General features: G+C 67.6%; 13 protein-coding genes. 3 read left to right on the top strand and 10 right to left on the bottom strand.

Going from position 1 to position 17,915, the window contains the following annotated elements; translation table 11 throughout:
* Nucleotides 1-5: 5 nt before the first annotated feature.
* The 4 genes from ACFE71_RS04790 to map all read right to left on the bottom strand — a co-directional run bounded on the left by ACFE71_RS04790 (nucleotide 6) and on the right by map (nucleotide 4,153).
* Complete coding sequence (locus ACFE71_RS04790) at nucleotides 6-347, bottom strand: hypothetical protein (RefSeq protein ID WP_375427676.1); 342 nt, start codon at nucleotides 345-347, stop codon at nucleotides 6-8.
* A gap of 22 nt (nucleotides 348-369) precedes the next feature.
* Nucleotides 370-2,598, bottom strand: a complete 2,229-nt coding sequence (purL, locus tag ACFE71_RS04785; RefSeq protein WP_375427675.1) for a phosphoribosylformylglycinamidine synthase subunit PurL — start codon at nucleotides 2,596-2,598, stop codon at nucleotides 370-372.
* Between the two features lie 32 nt (nucleotides 2,599-2,630).
* Complete coding sequence (locus ACFE71_RS04780; RefSeq protein ID WP_375427688.1) at nucleotides 2,631-3,245, bottom strand: GNAT family N-acetyltransferase; 615 nt, start codon at nucleotides 3,243-3,245, stop codon at nucleotides 2,631-2,633.
* Nucleotides 3,246-3,325: 80 nt separating this feature from the next.
* A complete protein-coding gene (gene map, locus ACFE71_RS04775; protein WP_375427674.1) occupies nucleotides 3,326-4,153 on the bottom strand; it encodes a type I methionyl aminopeptidase in 828 nt (275 codons plus the stop codon).
* Nucleotides 4,154-4,219: 66 nt separating this feature from the next.
* Here map and ACFE71_RS04770 point away from each other — a divergent pair, with 66 nt between their 5' ends.
* Complete coding sequence (locus tag ACFE71_RS04770; RefSeq protein WP_375427673.1) at nucleotides 4,220-4,978, top strand: competence/damage-inducible protein A; 759 nt, start codon at nucleotides 4,220-4,222, stop codon at nucleotides 4,976-4,978.
* A gap of 133 nt (nucleotides 4,979-5,111) precedes the next feature.
* Here ACFE71_RS04770 and ACFE71_RS04765 read toward each other — a convergent pair whose 3' ends face one another.
* Nucleotides 5,112-5,435, bottom strand: a complete 324-nt coding sequence (locus ACFE71_RS04765; RefSeq protein WP_375427672.1) for a hypothetical protein — start codon at nucleotides 5,433-5,435, stop codon at nucleotides 5,112-5,114.
* Between the two features lie 124 nt (nucleotides 5,436-5,559).
* Complete coding sequence (locus ACFE71_RS04760) at nucleotides 5,560-5,913, bottom strand: hypothetical protein (RefSeq protein WP_375427671.1); 354 nt, start codon at nucleotides 5,911-5,913, stop codon at nucleotides 5,560-5,562.
* Between the two features lie 26 nt (nucleotides 5,914-5,939).
* Between ACFE71_RS04760 and ACFE71_RS04755 the strand changes: the two genes are divergently transcribed.
* The gene (locus tag ACFE71_RS04755; RefSeq protein ID WP_375427670.1) at nucleotides 5,940-6,719 is read left to right on the top strand and encodes a metallophosphoesterase family protein; all 780 of its coding nucleotides are present in this window, start codon (nucleotides 5,940-5,942) and stop codon (nucleotides 6,717-6,719) included.
* Nucleotides 6,720-6,731: 12 nt separating this feature from the next.
* Here ACFE71_RS04755 and ACFE71_RS04750 read toward each other — a convergent pair whose 3' ends face one another.
* From ACFE71_RS04750 to ACFE71_RS04740, 3 genes are read right to left on the bottom strand one after another with little or no spacing between them, the layout of a single operon-like run.
* On the bottom strand, nucleotides 6,732-7,376 hold the full coding sequence (locus ACFE71_RS04750; protein ID WP_375427669.1) for a hypothetical protein: 645 nt from the start codon (nucleotides 7,374-7,376) through the stop codon (nucleotides 6,732-6,734).
* A gap of 5 nt (nucleotides 7,377-7,381) precedes the next feature.
* Entirely contained in the window at nucleotides 7,382-9,367 is a 1,986-nt protein-coding gene (locus ACFE71_RS04745) for a S9 family peptidase (protein WP_375427668.1), read from the bottom strand.
* A gap of 53 nt (nucleotides 9,368-9,420) precedes the next feature.
* Nucleotides 9,421-11,040, bottom strand: coding sequence for a M28 family peptidase (locus ACFE71_RS04740; protein WP_375427667.1), 1,620 nt, complete (start codon nucleotides 11,038-11,040; stop codon nucleotides 9,421-9,423).
* 633 nt (nucleotides 11,041-11,673) lie between these two features.
* On the opposite strand from ACFE71_RS04740, the gene ACFE71_RS04735 reads away from it, so the two are divergent.
* Nucleotides 11,674-13,278, top strand: a complete 1,605-nt coding sequence (locus tag ACFE71_RS04735) for a M16 family metallopeptidase (protein WP_375427666.1) — start codon at nucleotides 11,674-11,676, stop codon at nucleotides 13,276-13,278.
* Between the two features lie 255 nt (nucleotides 13,279-13,533).
* On the opposite strand, the gene rpoC is transcribed toward ACFE71_RS04735, so the two are convergent.
* The gene (gene rpoC, locus ACFE71_RS04730; RefSeq protein WP_375427665.1) at nucleotides 13,534-17,820 is read right to left on the bottom strand and encodes a DNA-directed RNA polymerase subunit beta'; all 4,287 of its coding nucleotides are present in this window, start codon (nucleotides 17,818-17,820) and stop codon (nucleotides 13,534-13,536) included.
* Between the last annotated feature and the right edge of the window lie 95 nt (nucleotides 17,821-17,915).

Genomic DNA, 17,915 nt, shown 5'->3' with positions numbered 1-17,915 from the left:
GGCGCTTACGGACCCAGGCCGAGTCGCACCATCCCCGACGGCAACCACAATCCGGGATAGAGCAGGACGATCAACCCGGCCAGCGCGATGACGCGAAGCATGGGTCGCCAAGCCAGCGTCCCGATCGCCTCGACGGCCGTGACGGCGTTGTACGCGGACGTCACGCCGCCCGCCCAGCACCAGAACGCCACCAGCGCGGTCCCGGCCGCGCCGTCCTCGTTCCATAAAGCCAGGGCGAGGAACGTCAGGAACAGGCCCGCCAGCACGAGACCGAGCATCGCCAGCGCGGACACGAAGGCGAGAACCGCGCCGACGGGCAGCACCAGCAGCGATGCCGCGGCTTCCACGGCGTCGCGTCGGGCCTCGCCGTCACGCAAGCGCCGCGTCCGCTCCCATCAGGTCGGGAAAGAAGCCCTCATGCGCGGTCCGGAGCTCGTCGAGCGTCACCACGAAATCGCCGTGCGGCAGCTCGAAGATGATCCGCTTGCCGGCCGTGCGGCCGATCGGGATCACGTCCACCCCGGCCGCGTCCGTCGAGAACAGGAAGTCGAGCAGCGCCGTGTCGCGGATCGTGACCACGAAGAGAGCCTGGTCCTCCGCGAACAGCGCCTCCGTCACCGGGCGGATCAGCGGCCGGTCGATGATCGCGCCGATGCCGCCCGCCAGCGCCATCTCCGCGATCGCGACCGCGACGCCGCCGTCCGACACGTCGTGAACGGCGGTGAGGCAGCGGCTGTTGATCCGGTGGCGGATCAGCTCACCCACCCGACGCTCCATGGCGAGGTCGACGGGGGGTGGGGGGCCGGCGTCGCAGCCCTCGATCCCGTGCAGCTCGCGCAGGTAGAGCGACTGACCGAGATGCCCGCCACGATTGCCCACCAGCAGGATCACATCGCCCGCCTGCTTGAAGCTGATGGTCGCCGAACGGGTCCAGTCGTCCAGCAGCCCGACCCCGCCGATCGCGGGCGTCGGCAGGATCGCCGATCCGCCGCCGGTCGCCTTGGATTCGTTATAGAGCGACACGTTGCCGCTCACGATCGGGAAGTCTAATGCGCGGCAGGCGTCGGCCATGCCCTCGATGCAGCCGACGAACTGGCCCATGATCTCCGGCCGCTCGGGGTTGCCGAAGTTCAGGCAATCGGTCGCGGCGAGCGGCTTGGCCCCTACCGCGCACAAATTGCGCCACGCCTCCGCGATCGCCTGCCGCCCCCCCATGACCGGGTCGGCGAAGCAGTAGCGCGGCGTGCAGTCGGTGGTGATCGCCAGGCCCTTGTCGGTCCCATGCACCCGCACGACCGCGGCGTCGCCGCCCGGCCGCTGGACGGTGTCGCCGCCCACCATATGGTCGTACTGCTCCCAGACCCACCGCCTGGAGGCTAAGTCGGGCGAGGCCATCAGCTTGAGCAGGTCGGCCGCCGGGTCCTCGCATTCCGGGTAGCTCGCGAGCGGGGCGGGCGGCTCGGTCGCGACATGCGGCCGGTCGTAGCAGGGCGCATCGTCGGCGAGCGGCCCGAGCGGGATGTCGCACACCGTCTCGCCCCGCCACCGGAGCACCATCCGCCCCGTATCGGTCACCTGCCCGATCACCGCGAAATCGAGTTCCCATTTTCGGAAAATCGCCTCCGCCTCCGGCTCGCGCCCGGGTTTGAGCACCATGAGCATCCGCTCCTGACTCTCGGACAGCATCATCTCGTACGGCGTCATCCCCGTCTCGCGCTGGGGGACGTCGTCCATCGTCAGCTCGATCCCGACGCCGCCCTTGCTGGCCATCTCGACCGACGACGAGGTCAGCCCGGCCGCGCCCATATCCTGGATCGCGACGATCGCGTCGGACGCCATCAGCTCCAGGCACGCCTCGATCAGCAGCTTCTCGGTGAAGGGATCGCCGACCTGCACCGTCGGGCGCTTGGCATCCGCGTCCTCCCGGAAATCGGCCGACGCCATCGTCGCGCCGTGGATGCCGTCGCGCCCGGTCTTGGAGCCGACATAGACGATCGGGTTGCCGATCCCGCTCGCCGCCGACAGGAAGATCTTGCCCTGGTCCGCCACGCCCACCGTCATCGCGTTGACGAGGATGTTGCCGTCATACGCCGCGTGGAAGTTCACCTCGCCCCCGACCGTCGGCACGCCCACGCAATTGCCGTAGCCGCCGATCCCCTGCACCACGCCCGCGATCAGGTGCCGCATCCGGGGGTGGTCCGGTCGCCCGAACCTGAGCGCGTTCAGGTTCGCGACCGGCCGCGCCCCCATCGTGAACACGTCGCGCAGGATGCCCCCGACCCCCGTCGCCGCGCCCTGATAGGGCTCGATGTAGGAGGGGTGGTTATGGCTCTCCATCTTGAAGATCGCCGCCTGACCGTCCCCGATATCGATCACCCCGGCGTTCTCGCCGGGCCCGTGGATCACGCACGCGCCGGTCGTGGGCAGTTTCTTCAAATGGATACGGCTCGACTTGTACGAGCAATGCTCCGACCACATCACCGAAAAGATGCCGAGCTCCACCAGGTTCGGCTCCCGTCCCAACGCATGGAGCACCCGCTCATACTCGTCGGGGGACAGGCCGTGCTCGGCGACGATCTCGGGGGTGATGGCGGTCATGGCAAGCGCGATAGCGCCTGCACGGCCGCAAGTCAGCCTCGCGTGAACAACGCATAGTCGAGTTCGACCCTGGTCCGGAAACCCAGCGACTCATATAACGCGATCGTGGATCGGTGGCCCGCATAGGCATGGAGGAACGGACGATCGCCGCTCGTCTGGATCGCGCGAGCGACCACCGCCGACAATGCGCGCGCCAGCCCGCGGCCGCGGTGTCCGGGATCGACGCACACGCCGCTCACCTCCACATGGCCCGGCAGGGCGAGCCGGGTGCCTGCCATGGCGACCAGCCGACCGTCGCGCTTCACCCCGACAAAGCCGCCGAAGCTATGGGTGGAGCGGCGGAACGGGCCGGGCTCCGTTCGCGTCGCCAAGTCGAGCATGGCGGGCGCGTCCGCGTCGGTCAGTCGCACGACGTCTAGATCGGCGGGTGCGCGAACCTCCGCCTCGGCGACCATCTGCACGCACCGCGCGCTTCCCGACGGCTCGAGCCCTGGCGGCGCGGGCCAGCCGGGCAACTCGACCAAGCCGATCGTCTCGCCGGGCGAGAGCATCGCCGCGAGCGCATCCGCGGCTGTGACCGATCGATCGACCGCCGCTGCGAACAGACCGATGTCGGCGCGAAGCCGCCGGGCAAGCATACCGCCCATCGACAAATCAGCGCGCCTGCTGGTCGGAGACGACCAGACCGGTCGATCGAGCGGGTGGGTTGTCGCCCGCTCCGGTCGGTTCACGAATAAGGCGGCTGGTGGTGCCCGCCGGGGCTGGTCGTGAACACCTCGCATCCGTCCTCGGTGATGCCGATCGAATGCTCGAACTGCGCGGAAAGCGATCGGTCGCGCGTTACCGCCGTCCATCCGTCGTCGAGCAGTTTGACGTCGTGCCGCCCGATATTCACCATCGGCTCGACGGTGAAGATCATGCCGGGCCTGAGCTCCGGCCCCGTGCCCGGCTTGCCGACATGCACCACCTCCGGCGCGTCGTGGAACAGCCGCCCCAGCCCATGCCCGCAAAAGTCGCGCACCACGCCGTAGCGGTGGCGCTCGGCATGCCGCTGGATCGCGTGCGCGACGTCGCCCAGGTGATTGCCCGGCCGCGCCTGCTCCAGCCCGAGCATCAGGCACTCGTACGTCACCTCGACCAGCCGCCGCGCCTTCAACGGCACGTCGCCGATCAGGTACATGCGGCTCGAGTCCCCGTGCCACCCGTCCAGGATCGGCGTCACGTCGACATTGACGATGTCGCCCGACTTCAGCGTCTTCTCGGACGGGATTCCGTGGCACACGACATGGTTGATCGAGATGCACGACGAATGCGTGTAGCCACGGTAACCGAGCGTCGCGGGCACCCCGCCGCGCCCCAGCACGAAGTCGTAGATCAGCCGATCGATCTCCGCCGTCGCCACGCCCGGCACCATGTGCGGCACCAGCATGTCGAGCGTCTCGGCGCACAAACGCCCCGCGCGGTGCATGCCCTCGAACGCGGCGCGGCCGTGGAGCTTGATCGCGCCGGTGCGCCCGTCGGGAGCGTTGGCGGTGACGGAGACGTAATCGGTCATACCGGGGTCATATAACCGCCCGATCGCCGCTTTGCGAGACCGCCCCGCGGGTCTAAACGCGCCCTGATGGACACGACCCGCATCTGGACCGCCGCGCTCGTCGTCATCGGCGACGAGATCCTGTCCGGTCGCACCCAGGACAAGAACATCGCCCAGATCGCCGCCTGGCTGAACGTCCAGGGCATCAGGCTGGCCGAGGTGCGGGTGGTCGGCGACCGCACGGACGCGATCGTCGAGGCGGTCAACGCGCTCAGGACCCGCAACGATTACTGCTTCACCACCGGCGGCATAGGACCCACGCACGACGACATCACGGTGGACGCGATCGCGCAAGGGCTGGGCGTCGGCGTCGTCCACCACCCGGAAGCGTTGGCGGCGCTCGAGCGGTACTACGAGACGCGCGGCGGCTTGAACGAGGCCCGCGCCCGCATGGCGCGCGTTCCGGAGGGGGCGGAGCTGATCCCCAACCGAGTCTCGGGCGCGCCCGGTATCCGCGTCGGCAACCTGTTCATCATGGCGGGCGTCCCGCACATCACCGCCGGCATGCTCGACGCGCTGACGGGGACGCTGGAGGGCGGCCTGCCCGTCATCTCCAAATCGATCGGCTGTTGGGTCGCCGAGTCGGAGGTCGTCCACCTCCTCGCCGCCGCCGAAAAGACCCACGATGGCGTCGCGATAGGCAGCTACCCCTTCTTCCGCGACGGCCGCGTCGGCGCCAACTTCGTGGTGCGGAGCCCCGACGAGCCGCTAGTCGACCGCTGTCTCGCCGACCTCACGCGCGAGTTGGAGGCGGTGGGCAAGGAGGTGATGGAGGGCGGTATCTAATGTATGAGCACTAAATAGGCATATTTGGCGGGGTTGGTTTCCCTGACCGTCCGCTTTCAGGGTGTCGCATGGGATTAGCTGACACACATTCGAGCATTGCTCGAGATCTTATCAGCCAAAAACTATTGTTTGCTTATCTCACGTTGAAATGAGGGTCGGCGTTCTGCTTTGCGACACACTCCTCAAGCAGTCTAATGGTTGCGCGCTCGTCGTGCGCTGCCTCCATTTTCCTCCCGACCTTTATAGACTGCGGCATGACCTTCTTGATCCATTCGAGACCGCCGTGCTGACCAGCCAAGAATGATGCTCTTCTGATCATCTCGTCGGCAACCGCAGGCTGAGACACCTGCTTCGCACCATTCGCGGCAACACCGAAGATCACCATGCAGCTTACCGGGTTCGAGCTGTCGAAGGTGGGTTCATCGGCATTCGCGCAACCCGCCAGAAGCATCGACACTGTCGCAAAGATTGATCGCCACATTTGCTGCTCCCTTTGTGTTCAAATCGGGCAGCGATAGTGAAGTTCAGGTTACCGGTCGGGGGATAAGCTAGCCTGGCTCGGTCCGGGTGACCGATCTTACTCACGGACTTCCGATTGGGTTTGTTCCCGCCAACCCCGCCCACCAATCCGCATAGGGCGAGTTCCGCGCCATATGCCGGTTCCAATCGGGCGCGCCTTCGACCCACCAGACCGGCCCGCGCTCGCCGAGCGCGACCTTCGCCCGGTGCACGTCCGCCCGCGCCGAATGCTCGCCATTCACGTCCTTCGCCTTGAGCGCCGCCCCGACCCGCCGCCGCGCGTCCATCAGCTCGCGCACCAGCTCGGCCCGTCGATCGGGCGCGAGCGCCGGGTCGGAGCACCGCCACAACCGGCCGCGCACCACGAAATAACGGCCGTCGGGCGTGGTGGGGTGGCGTTCCCGGTCGTCGCTCATCTATGCGCGGGCCGGAGAGGATGACGATGAAGCTGTTCCATGTGAGCGACGTCCATTTCGGGGCGGAGGACACCGACGCGATCGCCTGGTTCGACCAGCTCGTCGCGAACGAGAAGCCCGACGCGGTGATCATGACCGGCGACCTCACGATGCGGGCGCGAGCGCATGAGTTCGAGGCGGGGGCAAACTGGCTCCGCGCGCTGAAAGTCCCCGTGACGCTCGAGGTCGGCAACCACGACATCCCCTATTATTGGGATCCGATCCGCCGGTTCCTGTTCCCGTATAAGCGGTACGAGAAGCTCGAACGCATGATCGAGCGCGAACTGCATCTCCCCGGCCTGACCATCGTCCCGCTCCAGACCACCGCGCGCGCGCAGTGGCGCTGGAACTGGTCCAAGGGGCATGTCAGTCCCACCGCACTCGACCGCGCCTTGGCGGCGGTCGCCAAGGCGCCGAGCGGCGACCTGATCTTCATCGCCGGCCATCACCCTTTGGTGGAGGCGGGGACGCGCGGCACCGCCCGGACCGAGAACGGCGAGGAGGCGCTGACCGCGCTCGCCGCCGCGGGCGCGCATGCGGTGCTGTCGGGTCATGTCCACGATGCGTTCGACGTGCCGGTCGAACGCGGCGGCTGGACCGTCCGCATGATCGGCGCGGGCACCTTGTCCAAGCGCGTGCGCGCGACGCCCCCCGCCTTTAACGAGATCCGGGTCGCGGACGGCCGCTTCGAGACGATCGTCCGCAGCTTCTCGCCCGACCCGGAGCGGTCGATCAGCGGGACGACGCGGTCGGGGACGCGGCGCTGAGCGGGGGGCATCTCACCGACAGCGCGAATCGCGGATGCGCGTGAGCCGCCATTCCGGGGGATCGACGACGACGTACCAGGTCGACCGCGGCTTCGGGACGCCGTCGAAGTAGCCCTCGATCGCGGTGAACGATACGCACTCGTCGCCTCGCCAGCGGAGATCGGCGGTATAGGAAAGCGCCTCGCGCACGATCCGTCGCCGTAGCTCCAGGCCCTCGACCGCCCAGAGGTGGAAACCCTCGGTCGAGGTCTCATGCCCTTCGTTGGCGACGGCGGCGGCCAAGTGCTTGCCGTCGGGAGAGATCACGGGCTTCTCGCCCGTCGTGATCCAGCTCGAACCCCGTGCGGCGACGGCGTACTCCGTCCTTTCGTAATAGCCGACGTCGACCCCGAACAACGAGTTCCCGATCAGCGCGTCGCGGACGCGGAACCATACGCAGGTGTCGACATCGACGTCGCAGCTCACGTCGGTCAACTCGGTATCGCCGATGAACAGCGTCGGACCGACGCGGCGCACGATGCCGGGATAAGCGGCCATGATCCGCCGCTCCCCGTCGTCCGCCGGCCCGCTCGCGCGAAGCGGCGCGGGTGCGGACGACGGCACCGTCGCGCAGGCGGACAACGCCGGCGCGAGCAGGAGCGCCCACCGGACCGACACCGCGGCTACCGTCGGCGCGACGAAGCGGCCGCGACCGTCCGCTTGACGCCATCCGTCGTCCCCGCCTCCAGCACCCCGCGCAGGAACACCGTCTCCACCTGCAGGCTCAGGTCGCTGTTGGGCTTCTTGCGCCAGCCGTGGCCCTCGTCCGCGAACAGCAGGTACGACACGGGCACGCCGCGCGCGCGCAGCGCGGCGACCATCTGCTCGCTCTCGGCACGGGGCACGCGCGGGTCGTTCGCGCCCTGCTCGATCAGCATCGGCTTGGTGATCCGGGCCACGTTCGCGCGCGGGGAGATGCGCGCGAACACCGCCTGCATCGCGGGAGTCCGCTCGTCGCCATATTCGGCGCGGCGGTTGTCGCGGCGGTACGCCTCGGTCTTTTGGAGGAACGTCGTCCAGTCGCCGATCCCGAACAGGTCCACGCCGCCCGCCAGCCGGTCCGAATACATCGTCATCGCCGCCAGCGACATATAGCCGCCATACGACCCGCCGATCACCGCGACCCGCGACGCGTCCAGATCGGGCTGTCGCGCGATCCAGTCGAGCAGCGCGCCGATGTCCTTGACCGAGTCCTCGCGTTTCTCCGCGTTATCTAGGTTCAGGTATTTGGTCCCGTACCCGTCCGACCCGCGCACGTTGGGGACGATCACCGTCGCGCCGAGCGTGTCGACGAAGCTGGCGATCGTCGGCGACCAGCCTGGCCGCGCCTGCCCCTCCGGCCCGCCATGGATCGATATCAGCACGGGCGTCCGCGCGCCGGCGGCCGCCGCCTTGGGTCGGTACACGAAGGCGGGAACGGACAGCTTATCGAAGCTCTCGAACCTGACGAGCCGAGGCTCAGGCAGTGCCGCGCGGTCGATCGGGCCGATCTCCGACTGCGTCCACCTTTCGAGCCTGCCCGCGCCCACGTCCCAGACATGCACGTCGCCCGGCGCGCTGGGCGAGGCGACGCCGATCGCCAGCCGCTTGCCGTCGGGCGAAAGGCGCAGGTTATTCACCACCCCGACCGGCAGGGTCGGCTGTGGCAACGCGCGCCGTGTGACGAGGTCCTGGACGACGACCTTCGAATAACCATCCTCATTGACCGCGTAGGCGAGCACGCGCCCGTCGTCGCTCAGGTCGAAATCCTCGACGTTCCATTTGGACGCCGCGCTGACCGGGGTCATGCGGCCGCTCGCGACATCGAACTCGACCAGCCGCTTCACGTCGCTGTCCCGGTCGCTCAGCGCGATCACCGATCGTCCGCCCCGCGCGAACCGGGCACCTTGCAGCAGGGCGGGGGTTCCTTTCGCAATCTCGACGGGCACACCGCCCGCCACCGGCATCGTAAACAGCTTCTGCTCGAGGTTCGACACGGTGCGCGAGAGCAGCAGCGTGCGCCCGTCGGGGGACACGTCGTCGGGTCCGATTGCGCCCGTCCCCTTGTGGATGACCACGCGCGATGCCGGGTCCGCCGGATCGGCGGCGAGGATGTCGTAGTCGCTCGCGCCCTTGCTCGACCGGCTCCAGAACACGCGGCCGCCGTCGCGCGCGACCACCGGCCCGGCGTTGCGCGTCCCCGTCTCCGTCAGCTGGACCGACTTGCCGTCGGGTCTCATGCTGTAGAGCTGAAACCACTCGTCCCCGCCCGTATCGCGGCCATACAGGATGCGGTCGGAGCCGGGGATCGACACCGCCCCCGCGATCGGCTCGGCGGCGAAGGTCAGCTGGCGGCGGTCCATCCCCGGCCCGGCGACGCGGTGCAGCTGCGCCGTCGCCCCGAACCGCGTGGTGATCAGCAGCGATCCGTCGGTGGCCCAATCCGCGATCCCCGCCGACCGACTCTGCTGGTACCGCGACACCGCGTCGGTCACCTCGGCCGGGATCGGGGGCACGTTCTCCAGCGTCGCCGCGCCCACGGTGCGCCTGGTCACGTCCTGGGCCGCCTCCTGCGCGGGGGCGGTCGCGGCGAGCGCGAGAAGGGCGGTGGCGGCGAGCAACTGGCGCATGATGGAACTCCCTATGTTCCGCAAGACTAGCCGCCCGCCGCCCGCGCGCAAGCTCAGCGCCGCTGATTGTCGGTCTTCGCGCGCGCCGCCCGGTACGCCGCGTCCGCCCGCCACTCGGGCCAGCGCCCGCCATCGGCGATTTCGCGCCCGAGTACATACACCAGAGCGCCGTCCTGCGCGGCGGCGGCCATGTCCCACTCCACCCGGAACTCGTCGCACCGCTGGTGATAGCATTGCGCGTTATATTGCTCCACCACCGCATCAGCGCGTCCGCCGCTCGCCAGATCGCGGCCGCTGCGGAAATAGAGGCTCGGCACCCCGGCGGCGGCGAACGCGTAATGATCGGATCGCTGATACCAGCCCGCCGCGGGCGCGACCTCCGGCTCGATGCGCCGCCCCTGCGCGCCCGCAAGCCGTACCAGATCGTCCTCCAGATCCACGAGGCCCGCCCCGATGAGCTCGACGGATCGCGTCGCGGGCAGCGCCAGGTGCGGGTCGAGATTGAACACCGCCGCCGTCGTCGCCAGCGGCCGCACGGGGCTGGCGACGTAATGATACGCCCCGAGCAGCCCGTCCTCCTCCGACGTATAGCCGATGAACAGCACCGTCCGCTTCGTCCGAGGCCCCCGCGCGAACGCCCGCGCCACCTCGAGCAGCGTCGCGGTGCCGACCGCGTTGTCGACCGCGCCGTTGCGGATCGTATCGCCCGTCGCGTCCGCCGGCCCGACGCCGTACCCGTCCCAATGCGCCCCGAACACGACCGTCTCGGCGGCGCGCGTCGTGCCGTCGAGCTTGGCGACGATGTTGCGCGTCGTCATCGACGATGCGGTGACGGTCGCCGCCGCGCTGAGCGTCGCGTTCGGGATCGGCACCGCGCGGAACCCCGGCTCCTGCGCGCGTCGGAGCAGCGCCTCGAAATCCAGCCCCGCCCGCGCGAACATCCCCGCCGCCACCTCGCCCGTGACGTACCCCGTCAACCGCGCGGGCCCCGTCGGCGCGGGGGCCGATGCGAGCCGGTAGGTCGCGTTCGGATCGGAGTTCGCGATCTGCTGCCACGGCCAGCTCGTCAGCGCCGCGCGGTGCACCGTCAGGACGCCCACCGCCCCTCGGTCGAACGCCGCTTTCGCTTTGCCGCCCGCATATCTGCTCCGTGCGCGCCCCCCGAACGGCCCGGTCGCCCGGTCGAAATCCGGATCGTTGGGCAGGATGACCACGACCTTCCCGCGCACGTCCGCGCCGGCGTAATCGTCCCAGCCCAGCTCGGGCGCGTGGATGCCGAACCCCAGGAACACGAGCGGCGCGTCCGCTACGCTCACGTGCCCCTCATGCGACGCGCCGATGCTCCAATCGCGCGCGCGCTCGAGCGCCAACCGCTCGCCCCCGGACCGCAGGTCGAACGATTGCGCCCCCTTGTCGAGCTTGATCAACGGCACATCCTGGAACCACGAACCGCCGGGTCCGCCCGGCTGGAGTCCCGCCGCCTCGAACTGAGCGCGCAGATGCGCCAGCGTCGCCGTCTCCCCCCGCTCTCCGGGCCCACGCCCCAGAAATGCGTCGCTCGACAGCACCCGCACATCCTCCCTGATCGCCTCGGCTTGAACAGGAGAGGGGGTTTGCGCGGCGATCGGTGCCGCAAGGGCGGTAGCGACGAGAAGGGCGGTCACGATGCGCATCGGTGGCGGGACTCCGGGTTAGACGCGCAACTTGGCAGCGGACCGCGCACGTGTCGAGAACAGGCCGCTCACGCATGGAAGTTCACTAAAGTTCACGCCAACGCGACCGGCGCGCGCAGGGCCGAACATGAATAAGTCGAGGGGAGTAGCGGCGTACACAGGGGTCGAATCAGGTGAGTTGGGGATGGGGTAGGATGGACCGGTCGCGTCACGCTCGCTTCCGACTCGCGGGACGTGCCGGGTTCGAACGTCGAGGAACACCGTGCCACGCCTCCGTTGAAGTTGCCCCTCGCCTGGATTGAACGGTGCACGCGCGCGGGCGGTCGAGGCGGATCGGACGTTCATCCACCAGCTTGGATCATAGTCGCGTGCTGTAGGACAGGAGTTTTTCGCGCAGCCGGTCCCGGAGCCTTGAAACCCTGTGACCGAACTCGGCGGCTCGGCGGGTCTGCTCTCAAAACCAAATGCAGTTCTGAGTTTCGCGGGTCGTTAAACGCGGACATTTCGACGCGCGGCTAGGACTGTTTGAGCGTCGCAGAACAGTGCTGGTTGCGCAGCGCGCCGAAACTGACCGGTTGCGCACTCCGACATGTGGGCACTTGAAGTATCCGACAATCATATCGGGCGCTGTCCATGCGCGACCGCCACTCTATAGCCTTAAATAATCTTCATGAGTCGGTCGGCACCGCGACAGGAGATCGAATTTTGCAGTTGCCGGATGCCTCACGGCTGCTGCTGCGCCTGATATGCCTGACCCTGCCGACGGGCGCGCTTGCATCGCAGACCGCTGATTCGCCAGCGGCCTCACGGAAATCCGCGGTTCGTACCGCGCCTCCACCTATCCATGCGTGGCGGCCGGTGGTGCAGGGGCGGCTAAAGAACGGCCTGCGCTACGCCATCCTGCCCCGCAGGGTAAACGAGCCCGGGGTAGGACTGCTCATGCGGGTGAAAGGCGGCTTCATCGCCGAACGGCGGCCGGGCGAGCGCGGCCTAGCCCATCTGATCGAACATCTCGTCTTCCATAGCCCAACCCGATCCGCACCGGACGAATTACGTCGGTTCCGCCAAGTCGGCTTTCCGTTGTCTCTCCCGGAGCCTGCCGGCGGCACGACGAGTTGGCGGGAGAGCGACTATTTCGTGGTGTCCCGCACGACGCGGCCAGCCGACCTCGACACCTTGCTGGGGCTATACCGCGAGGTGGCGAGCGAGCTGACCTTCCGGGCCGACGCGGTGGATGGGCAACGCGCGGAGGTGATGCGGGAGATGGCCGACAAGAAGCTCGGCAACGACATCTATGCCGGCTATATCGCGGCGGTCGCCCCCGGCTCACCCACCGATGTGATCGACGCCCAGAACTCGGACGACGTGCCGACCGCGAGCGTGGAAACCATCCGCGCGCTCTACCACCGTCTGTACCGGCCCGAGAACACGACCGTCGTTATCGTCGGCGACGTGGACGCGAGCCAGCAGGAGGCGCTGATCGGCAAGCGGTTCGGCGACTGGCGGGGCGTGGGTCCCACACCCGACCACGTCGCGATCCCGGCCTTTCGACGCGATCGCATCGCGCCAATCAGCCACTCGAGTCTCAAATATGGTCGCAACGGCGCCATGGCGACCATCGCGACGCCACTGCCGCCACCGCAGCCGTCGCGAGCCGGCCAAGCCGAGGCGATGCTGATGGACATGCTGGCGGTCAGGGCCGTCAACAATCGGCTGGCGCTTGCACGGGCGGACTATCCACCCGGCAAATATGGGTTCTTCATCGAGAACGGCGAGCAAGGCCATCGCCTGCTCATGCTCTGGGACGATTTCGTTCCCGGTCGATGGCGGCCCGCCGTTGCCGGCCTGAAAAAGACGACGTGCGCGCTGAACACGGTCGGTTTATCCGAAGCGGAATGGAACACAGCCAAGCGAGACCTGGTCCAAGAACTGGAACGACGCGCTAAGGACGCAGCCGGAGTGCCGAATTTCGAGCTGACGAAGGATCTGTCGAACGCCCTCACCTACGGACGCGACCTGATCCCGCCCGACGAACTGCTGGATCACGCGCGAACTTGGCTCCCTACGGTCGGCACGGAGGCGGGCAACGACTGGTGGCGTCGTCAGTGGCGCGCGGGCGTCGAGCATATTCGGGTGGAGTCGCCCGAACTGGCACGGGTCAACGATGCTGGGGCAGCTATCCGCGCAGTCGTCGACGAGGCTGTCCAAGGTGCCGGCTGCAAGGTGCGCCCATCCTAAACTGCGCTTCCGGCACATGACATGTGTGCGTCGCCAGGTCTCACGACCGAACGGTCGTGACATCGCGGTCGAGGGTTCGTCGTCGGCTCGGCTCGTTCGCACGCGGTCGTTCCATTAACGGCTGGACCTCGCCGCCATGATGGATCGACGCTCATCGTGCCCGTCGATCTCGCCGATGATCCGCCCCCCGAACCGAAAACCGCCGCCCGGGTCTCCCCGGACGGCGGTTGTTCGACTTCGTACCGATCCGGACGTTTACGGGTTCAGATACTCGCCCGCGTCCTCGTCGGTGCCGGTGCCCGACGTCACGACCTCGGCGAGCGGGTCGCTGCCCGTACCGCCGTCGTCGCGGATGTCGCGCGCCAGTTCGGCGGCGTGCTCCTCCGCCGCGCTGACGGGGGCGACGATCGCCGCCGCCAATGCCCGCTGCTGCACCCGGAGCGCCGCGTCGCGGCTGGATGCCGCCACGCGCAGCCGGTTCATGCCCGCGCCCGTGCCCGCCGGGATCAGCCGTCCGACGATGACGTTCTCCTTCAGGCCCATCAGATTGTCCTGCTTGCCCTGGACCGCCGCCTCGGTGAGGACGCGGGTGGTCTCCTGGAACGACGCCGCCGAGATAAAGCTCCGGGTCTGGAGCGACGCCTTGGTGATGCCGAGCAGGATCGGCTTACCCGCCGCAGGGGCCTGACCCTTATCGAGCTTGGCGTTGGTCGCCTCCATTTCCTCGCGGTCGAGCTGTTCGCCCTTCAGCAAGGTGGTGTCGCCGCCGTCGGTGATCTCGACCTTCTGCAGCATCTGACGGACGATCGTCTCGATGTGCTTGTCGTTGATCTTCACGCCCTGCAGTCGATAGACCTCCTGGATTTCCGATACGAGATACTCGGCCAGCGGCTCGATCCCCATCGTCTCCAGGATGTCGTGCGGATCGGGCGACCCGCCGATCAGATTGTCGCCGCGCTTGACGTAATCGCCTTCCTGCACGTCGATGACCTTGGACTTGGGCACCAGATATTCGACCACGTCGCCGCCGTCCTCGGGCTGGATGCCGATCTTGCGCTTGGCCTTATAGTCCTTGCCGAACACCACCCGGCCGGAGATCTTGGCGATGATCGCCGAGTCCTTGGGAATGCGCGCCTCGAACAATTCGGCCACCCGCGGCAGGCCGCCGGTGATGTCGCGCGTCTTGGCCGACTCGCGGCTGACGCGCGCGACGACATCGCCCGCCTGCACCTGCATGCCGTCCTCGACCGACAGCGTCGCGCCGCTCGCGAGCATGTACCGCGCCGCCTCGCCGCTGGCGTCGTCGAGCAGGGTGATGCGCGGGCGCAGATCCTCCTTCGACTTGGTCGTCGCCCGGAACTCGGTGACCACCCGCTGCGCGATGCCCGTCGCCTCGTCGGTGACCTCGGACAAGGTCTTGCCCTCGATCAGGTCCTGGAACTTCACGGTGCCCGCGTTCTCGGTGATCAGCGGCATGGTGAACGGGTCCCATTCGGCCATGCGGTCGCCCTTGGACACGATGTGCCCGTCGTCGAACAGCACGTACGCGCCGTAGGGGATCCGGTCGACCGCGAGCTCGCGGCCGTCCATGTCGAGGATCGCGATCTCGCCCGACCGCGACAGCACCACGCGGCGGCCCCGCTGGTCGACGATGACGCGCAGGTCGCGGTACGTCGCCGTCCCGTCGGCATGCGCCTCCAGGTTCGACTGCTCGTTCAGCTGCGCCGCGCCGCCGATGTGGAAGGTCCGCATCGTCAGCTGGGTGCCCGGCTCGCCGATCGACTGCGCCGCGATGACGCCCACGGCCTCGCCGATATTGACCGGCGTGCCGCGCGCGAGGTCGCGCCCGTAGCACTTGCCGCACACGCCGACCTTGGACTCGCAGACCAGCGGGCTGCGGATCTTCATCCCGACGATGCCGATCCCCTCGATCGTCACGATCATCGCCTCGTCGAGCAGCGTGCCCGACGGGATGACGACCTTGCCGGTCTTGGCGTCGACCACGTCCTCGGCCGTGGTGCGGCCCAGGATGCGCTCGCCAAGCGACGCGATGGTGCTGCCGCCCTGGACGATCGCCTTCATCTCCAACGCGCGCTCGGTGCCGCAATCCTCCTCGATGATGACGCAGTCCTGGCTCACGTCGACGAGGCGGCGCGTCAGGTACCCCGAGTTGGCGGTCTTCAACGCCGTGTCCGCGAGACCCTTGCGGGCGCCGTGGGTGGAGTTGAAGTATTCGAGGACGGTCAGGCCCTCCTTGAAGTTCGAGATGATCGGCGTCTCGATGATCTCTCCGCTAGGCTTGGCCATCAGCCCGCGCATCCCCGCCAGCTGCTTGATCTGCGCCTGCGAACCGCGCGCGCCGGAGTGCGCCATCATGTAGATCGAGTTGATCGGCTTCTCGCGGCCCTTGTCGGGGCCATCCTCGTACTTCTTGACCGCCTTGATCTCGTTCATCATCGCGGTCGCCACGCGGTCGCCGCAGCCCGACCAGGCGTCGATGACCTTGTTGTACTTCTCCTGCTGCGTGATCAGCCCGTCCTGATACTGCTGCTCGAAATCCTTCACCAGCCCGCGCGTCTCGTCGACCAGCGCCACCTTTTCGCCCGGGATGATCATGTCGTCCTTGCCGAACGAGATGCCCGCCTTGAACGCGTGCCGGAAACCCAGCGCCATGATGGCGTCGGCGAACAGCACCGTCTCCTTCTGGCCGGTGTGGCGATAGACCTCGTCGATGACGTCGCCCACGTCCTTCTTGGTGAGGAGGCGGTTGATCGTCTCGAACGGCACCTTCGACGATTGCGGCAGCGTCTCGCCCAGCAGCATGCGGCCGGGCGTCGTCTCCACGCGCTTCATGTACGACTTGCCCGCCTCGTCCGTCTGCGGAACGCGCGTGGTGATCTTGGTGTGGAGCGTCACCGCCTTGGCCTCGAGCGCCTGGTGGACCTCCGACATGTCGGAGATCAGCATGCCCTCGCCGGGCTCACCCTCCTTCATCATCGACAGGTAATAGAGCCCGAGCACCATGTCTTGCGACGGGACGATGATCGGCTTGCCGTTCGCGGGCGACAGGATGTTGTTGGTCGACATCATCAGCACGCGCGCTTCCAGCTGAGCCTCGAGGCTCAGCGGGACGTGGACCGCCATCTGGTCGCCGTCGAAGTCCGCGTTGAACGCCGAGCAGACCAGCGGGTGGAGCTGGATCGCCTTGCCCTCGATCAGCACGGGCTCGAATGCCTGGATGCCCAGACGGTGGAGTGTCGGCGCGCGGTTCAGCATCACGGGATGTTCGCGGATCACCTCGTCCAGTATGTCCCAGACTTCCTTCCGCTCCTTCTCCACCCATTTCTTCGCCTGCTTGAGCGTCATGCTCAGGCCCTTGGCGTCGAGGCGCGCGTAGATGAACGGCTTGAACAGCTCGAGTGCCATCTTCTTCGGGAGCCCGCACTGATGCAGCTTCAGCTCCGGCCCGGTCACGATGACCGACCGCCCCGAATAATCGACGCGCTTGCCGAGCAGGTTCTGGCGGAAGCGGCCCTGCTTGCCTTTCAGCATGTCGGACAGCGATTTCAGCGGACGCTTGTTCGCGCCCGTGATCGTCCGCCCACGGCGCCCGTTATCGAACAGCGCATCGACCGCCTCCTGCAGCATGCGCTTTTCGTTGCGGACGATGATGTCCGGCGCGCGCAGTTCCATCAGCCGCTTCAGGCGGTTGTTGCGGTTGATCACGCGGCGATACAGGTCGTTCAGGTCCGACGTCGCGAACCGGCCGCCGTCGAGCGGCACCAGCGGGCGCAGCTCGGGCGGGATGACCGGCACGACCTCCAGGATCATCCACTCCGGGCGATTGCCCGAGTCGATGAAGCTCTCGACGACCTTCAGCCGCTTGATGATCTTCTTGGGCTTCAGCTCGGACTTGGTGACCGCGAGCTCCTCCAGAAGCTGCGTCCGCTCGCCGACCAGGTCCAGGTCCTCGAGCATCTTGCGGACCGCCTCCGCGCCGATCCCGGCCGAGAAGGCGTCCTCGCCATACTCGTCCTGCGCCTCGAGCAACTCGTCCTCGGTCATGAGCTGATACTTCTCGAGCGGGGTCAGACCCGGCTCGGTGACGATATACGCCTCGAAATACAGCACGCGCTCCAGCTGCTTGAGCTGCATGTCGAGCAGCAGGCCGATGCGCGACGGGAGCGACTTCAGGAACCAGATATGCGCGACGGGTGCTGCGAGCTCGATATGCCCCATCCGCTCGCGGCGGACCTTGGACACGGTCACCTCGACGCCGCACTTCTCGCAGACGATGCCCTTGTACTTCATGCGCTTGTACTTGCCGCACAGGCACTCGTAATCCTTGATCGGCCCAAAGATGCGCGCGCAGAACAACCCGTCGCGCTCGGGCTTGAACGTGCGGTAGTTGATCGTCTCGGGCTTCTTGATCTCGCCGAAGGACCACGAACGGATCTTGTCGGGCGACGCGATGCCGATCTGGATCTGGTCGAACGTCTCGGCCTTGACGACGGGGTTCGCGAAGGGGGTCATCTCGTTCATGGGTATGAACCTTTTTTGATTCTTCTCCCTCTCCCCGCTTGCGGGGAGAGGGCAGGGGAGAGGGGCAGTTCAGAGGACAGGCGCTTGGAACAGCC

The organism is uncultured Sphingomonas sp., assembly GCF_964237155.1.
GTDB lineage: Bacteria > Pseudomonadota > Alphaproteobacteria > Sphingomonadales > Sphingomonadaceae > Sphingomonas.
The sequence above is the reverse complement of the archived record's forward strand: the minus strand, read 5'-3'. Positions and strand labels throughout refer to the sequence as shown.

What these genes read in the sequence shown, in the direction of transcription:
- ACFE71_RS04735 (WP_375427666.1), top strand. Translation starts at nt 11,674, where the DNA reads ATGCGCGACCGCCACTCTATAGCCTTAAATAATCTTCATGAGTCGGTC.
- rpoC (WP_375427665.1), bottom strand. Translation starts at nt 17,820, where the DNA reads ATGAACGAGATGACCCCCTTCGCGAACCCCGTCGTCAAGGCCGAGACG.
- ACFE71_RS04745 (WP_375427668.1), bottom strand. Translation starts at nt 9,367, where the DNA reads ATGCGCCAGTTGCTCGCCGCCACCGCCCTTCTCGCGCTCGCCGCGACC.
- ACFE71_RS04755 (WP_375427670.1), top strand. Translation starts at nt 5,940, where the DNA reads ATGAAGCTGTTCCATGTGAGCGACGTCCATTTCGGGGCGGAGGACACC.
- ACFE71_RS04780 (WP_375427688.1), bottom strand. Translation starts at nt 3,245, where the DNA reads ATGGGCGGTATGCTTGCCCGGCGGCTTCGCGCCGACATCGGTCTGTTC.
- ACFE71_RS04740 (WP_375427667.1), bottom strand. Translation starts at nt 11,040, where the DNA reads ATGCGCATCGTGACCGCCCTTCTCGTCGCTACCGCCCTTGCGGCACCG.
- purL (WP_375427675.1), bottom strand. Translation starts at nt 2,598, where the DNA reads ATGACCGCCATCACCCCCGAGATCGTCGCCGAGCACGGCCTGTCCCCC.
- ACFE71_RS04770 (WP_375427673.1), top strand. Translation starts at nt 4,220, where the DNA reads ATGGACACGACCCGCATCTGGACCGCCGCGCTCGTCGTCATCGGCGAC.
- ACFE71_RS04760 (WP_375427671.1), bottom strand. Translation starts at nt 5,913, where the DNA reads ATGAGCGACGACCGGGAACGCCACCCCACCACGCCCGACGGCCGTTAT.
- map (WP_375427674.1), bottom strand. Translation starts at nt 4,153, where the DNA reads ATGACCGATTACGTCTCCGTCACCGCCAACGCTCCCGACGGGCGCACC.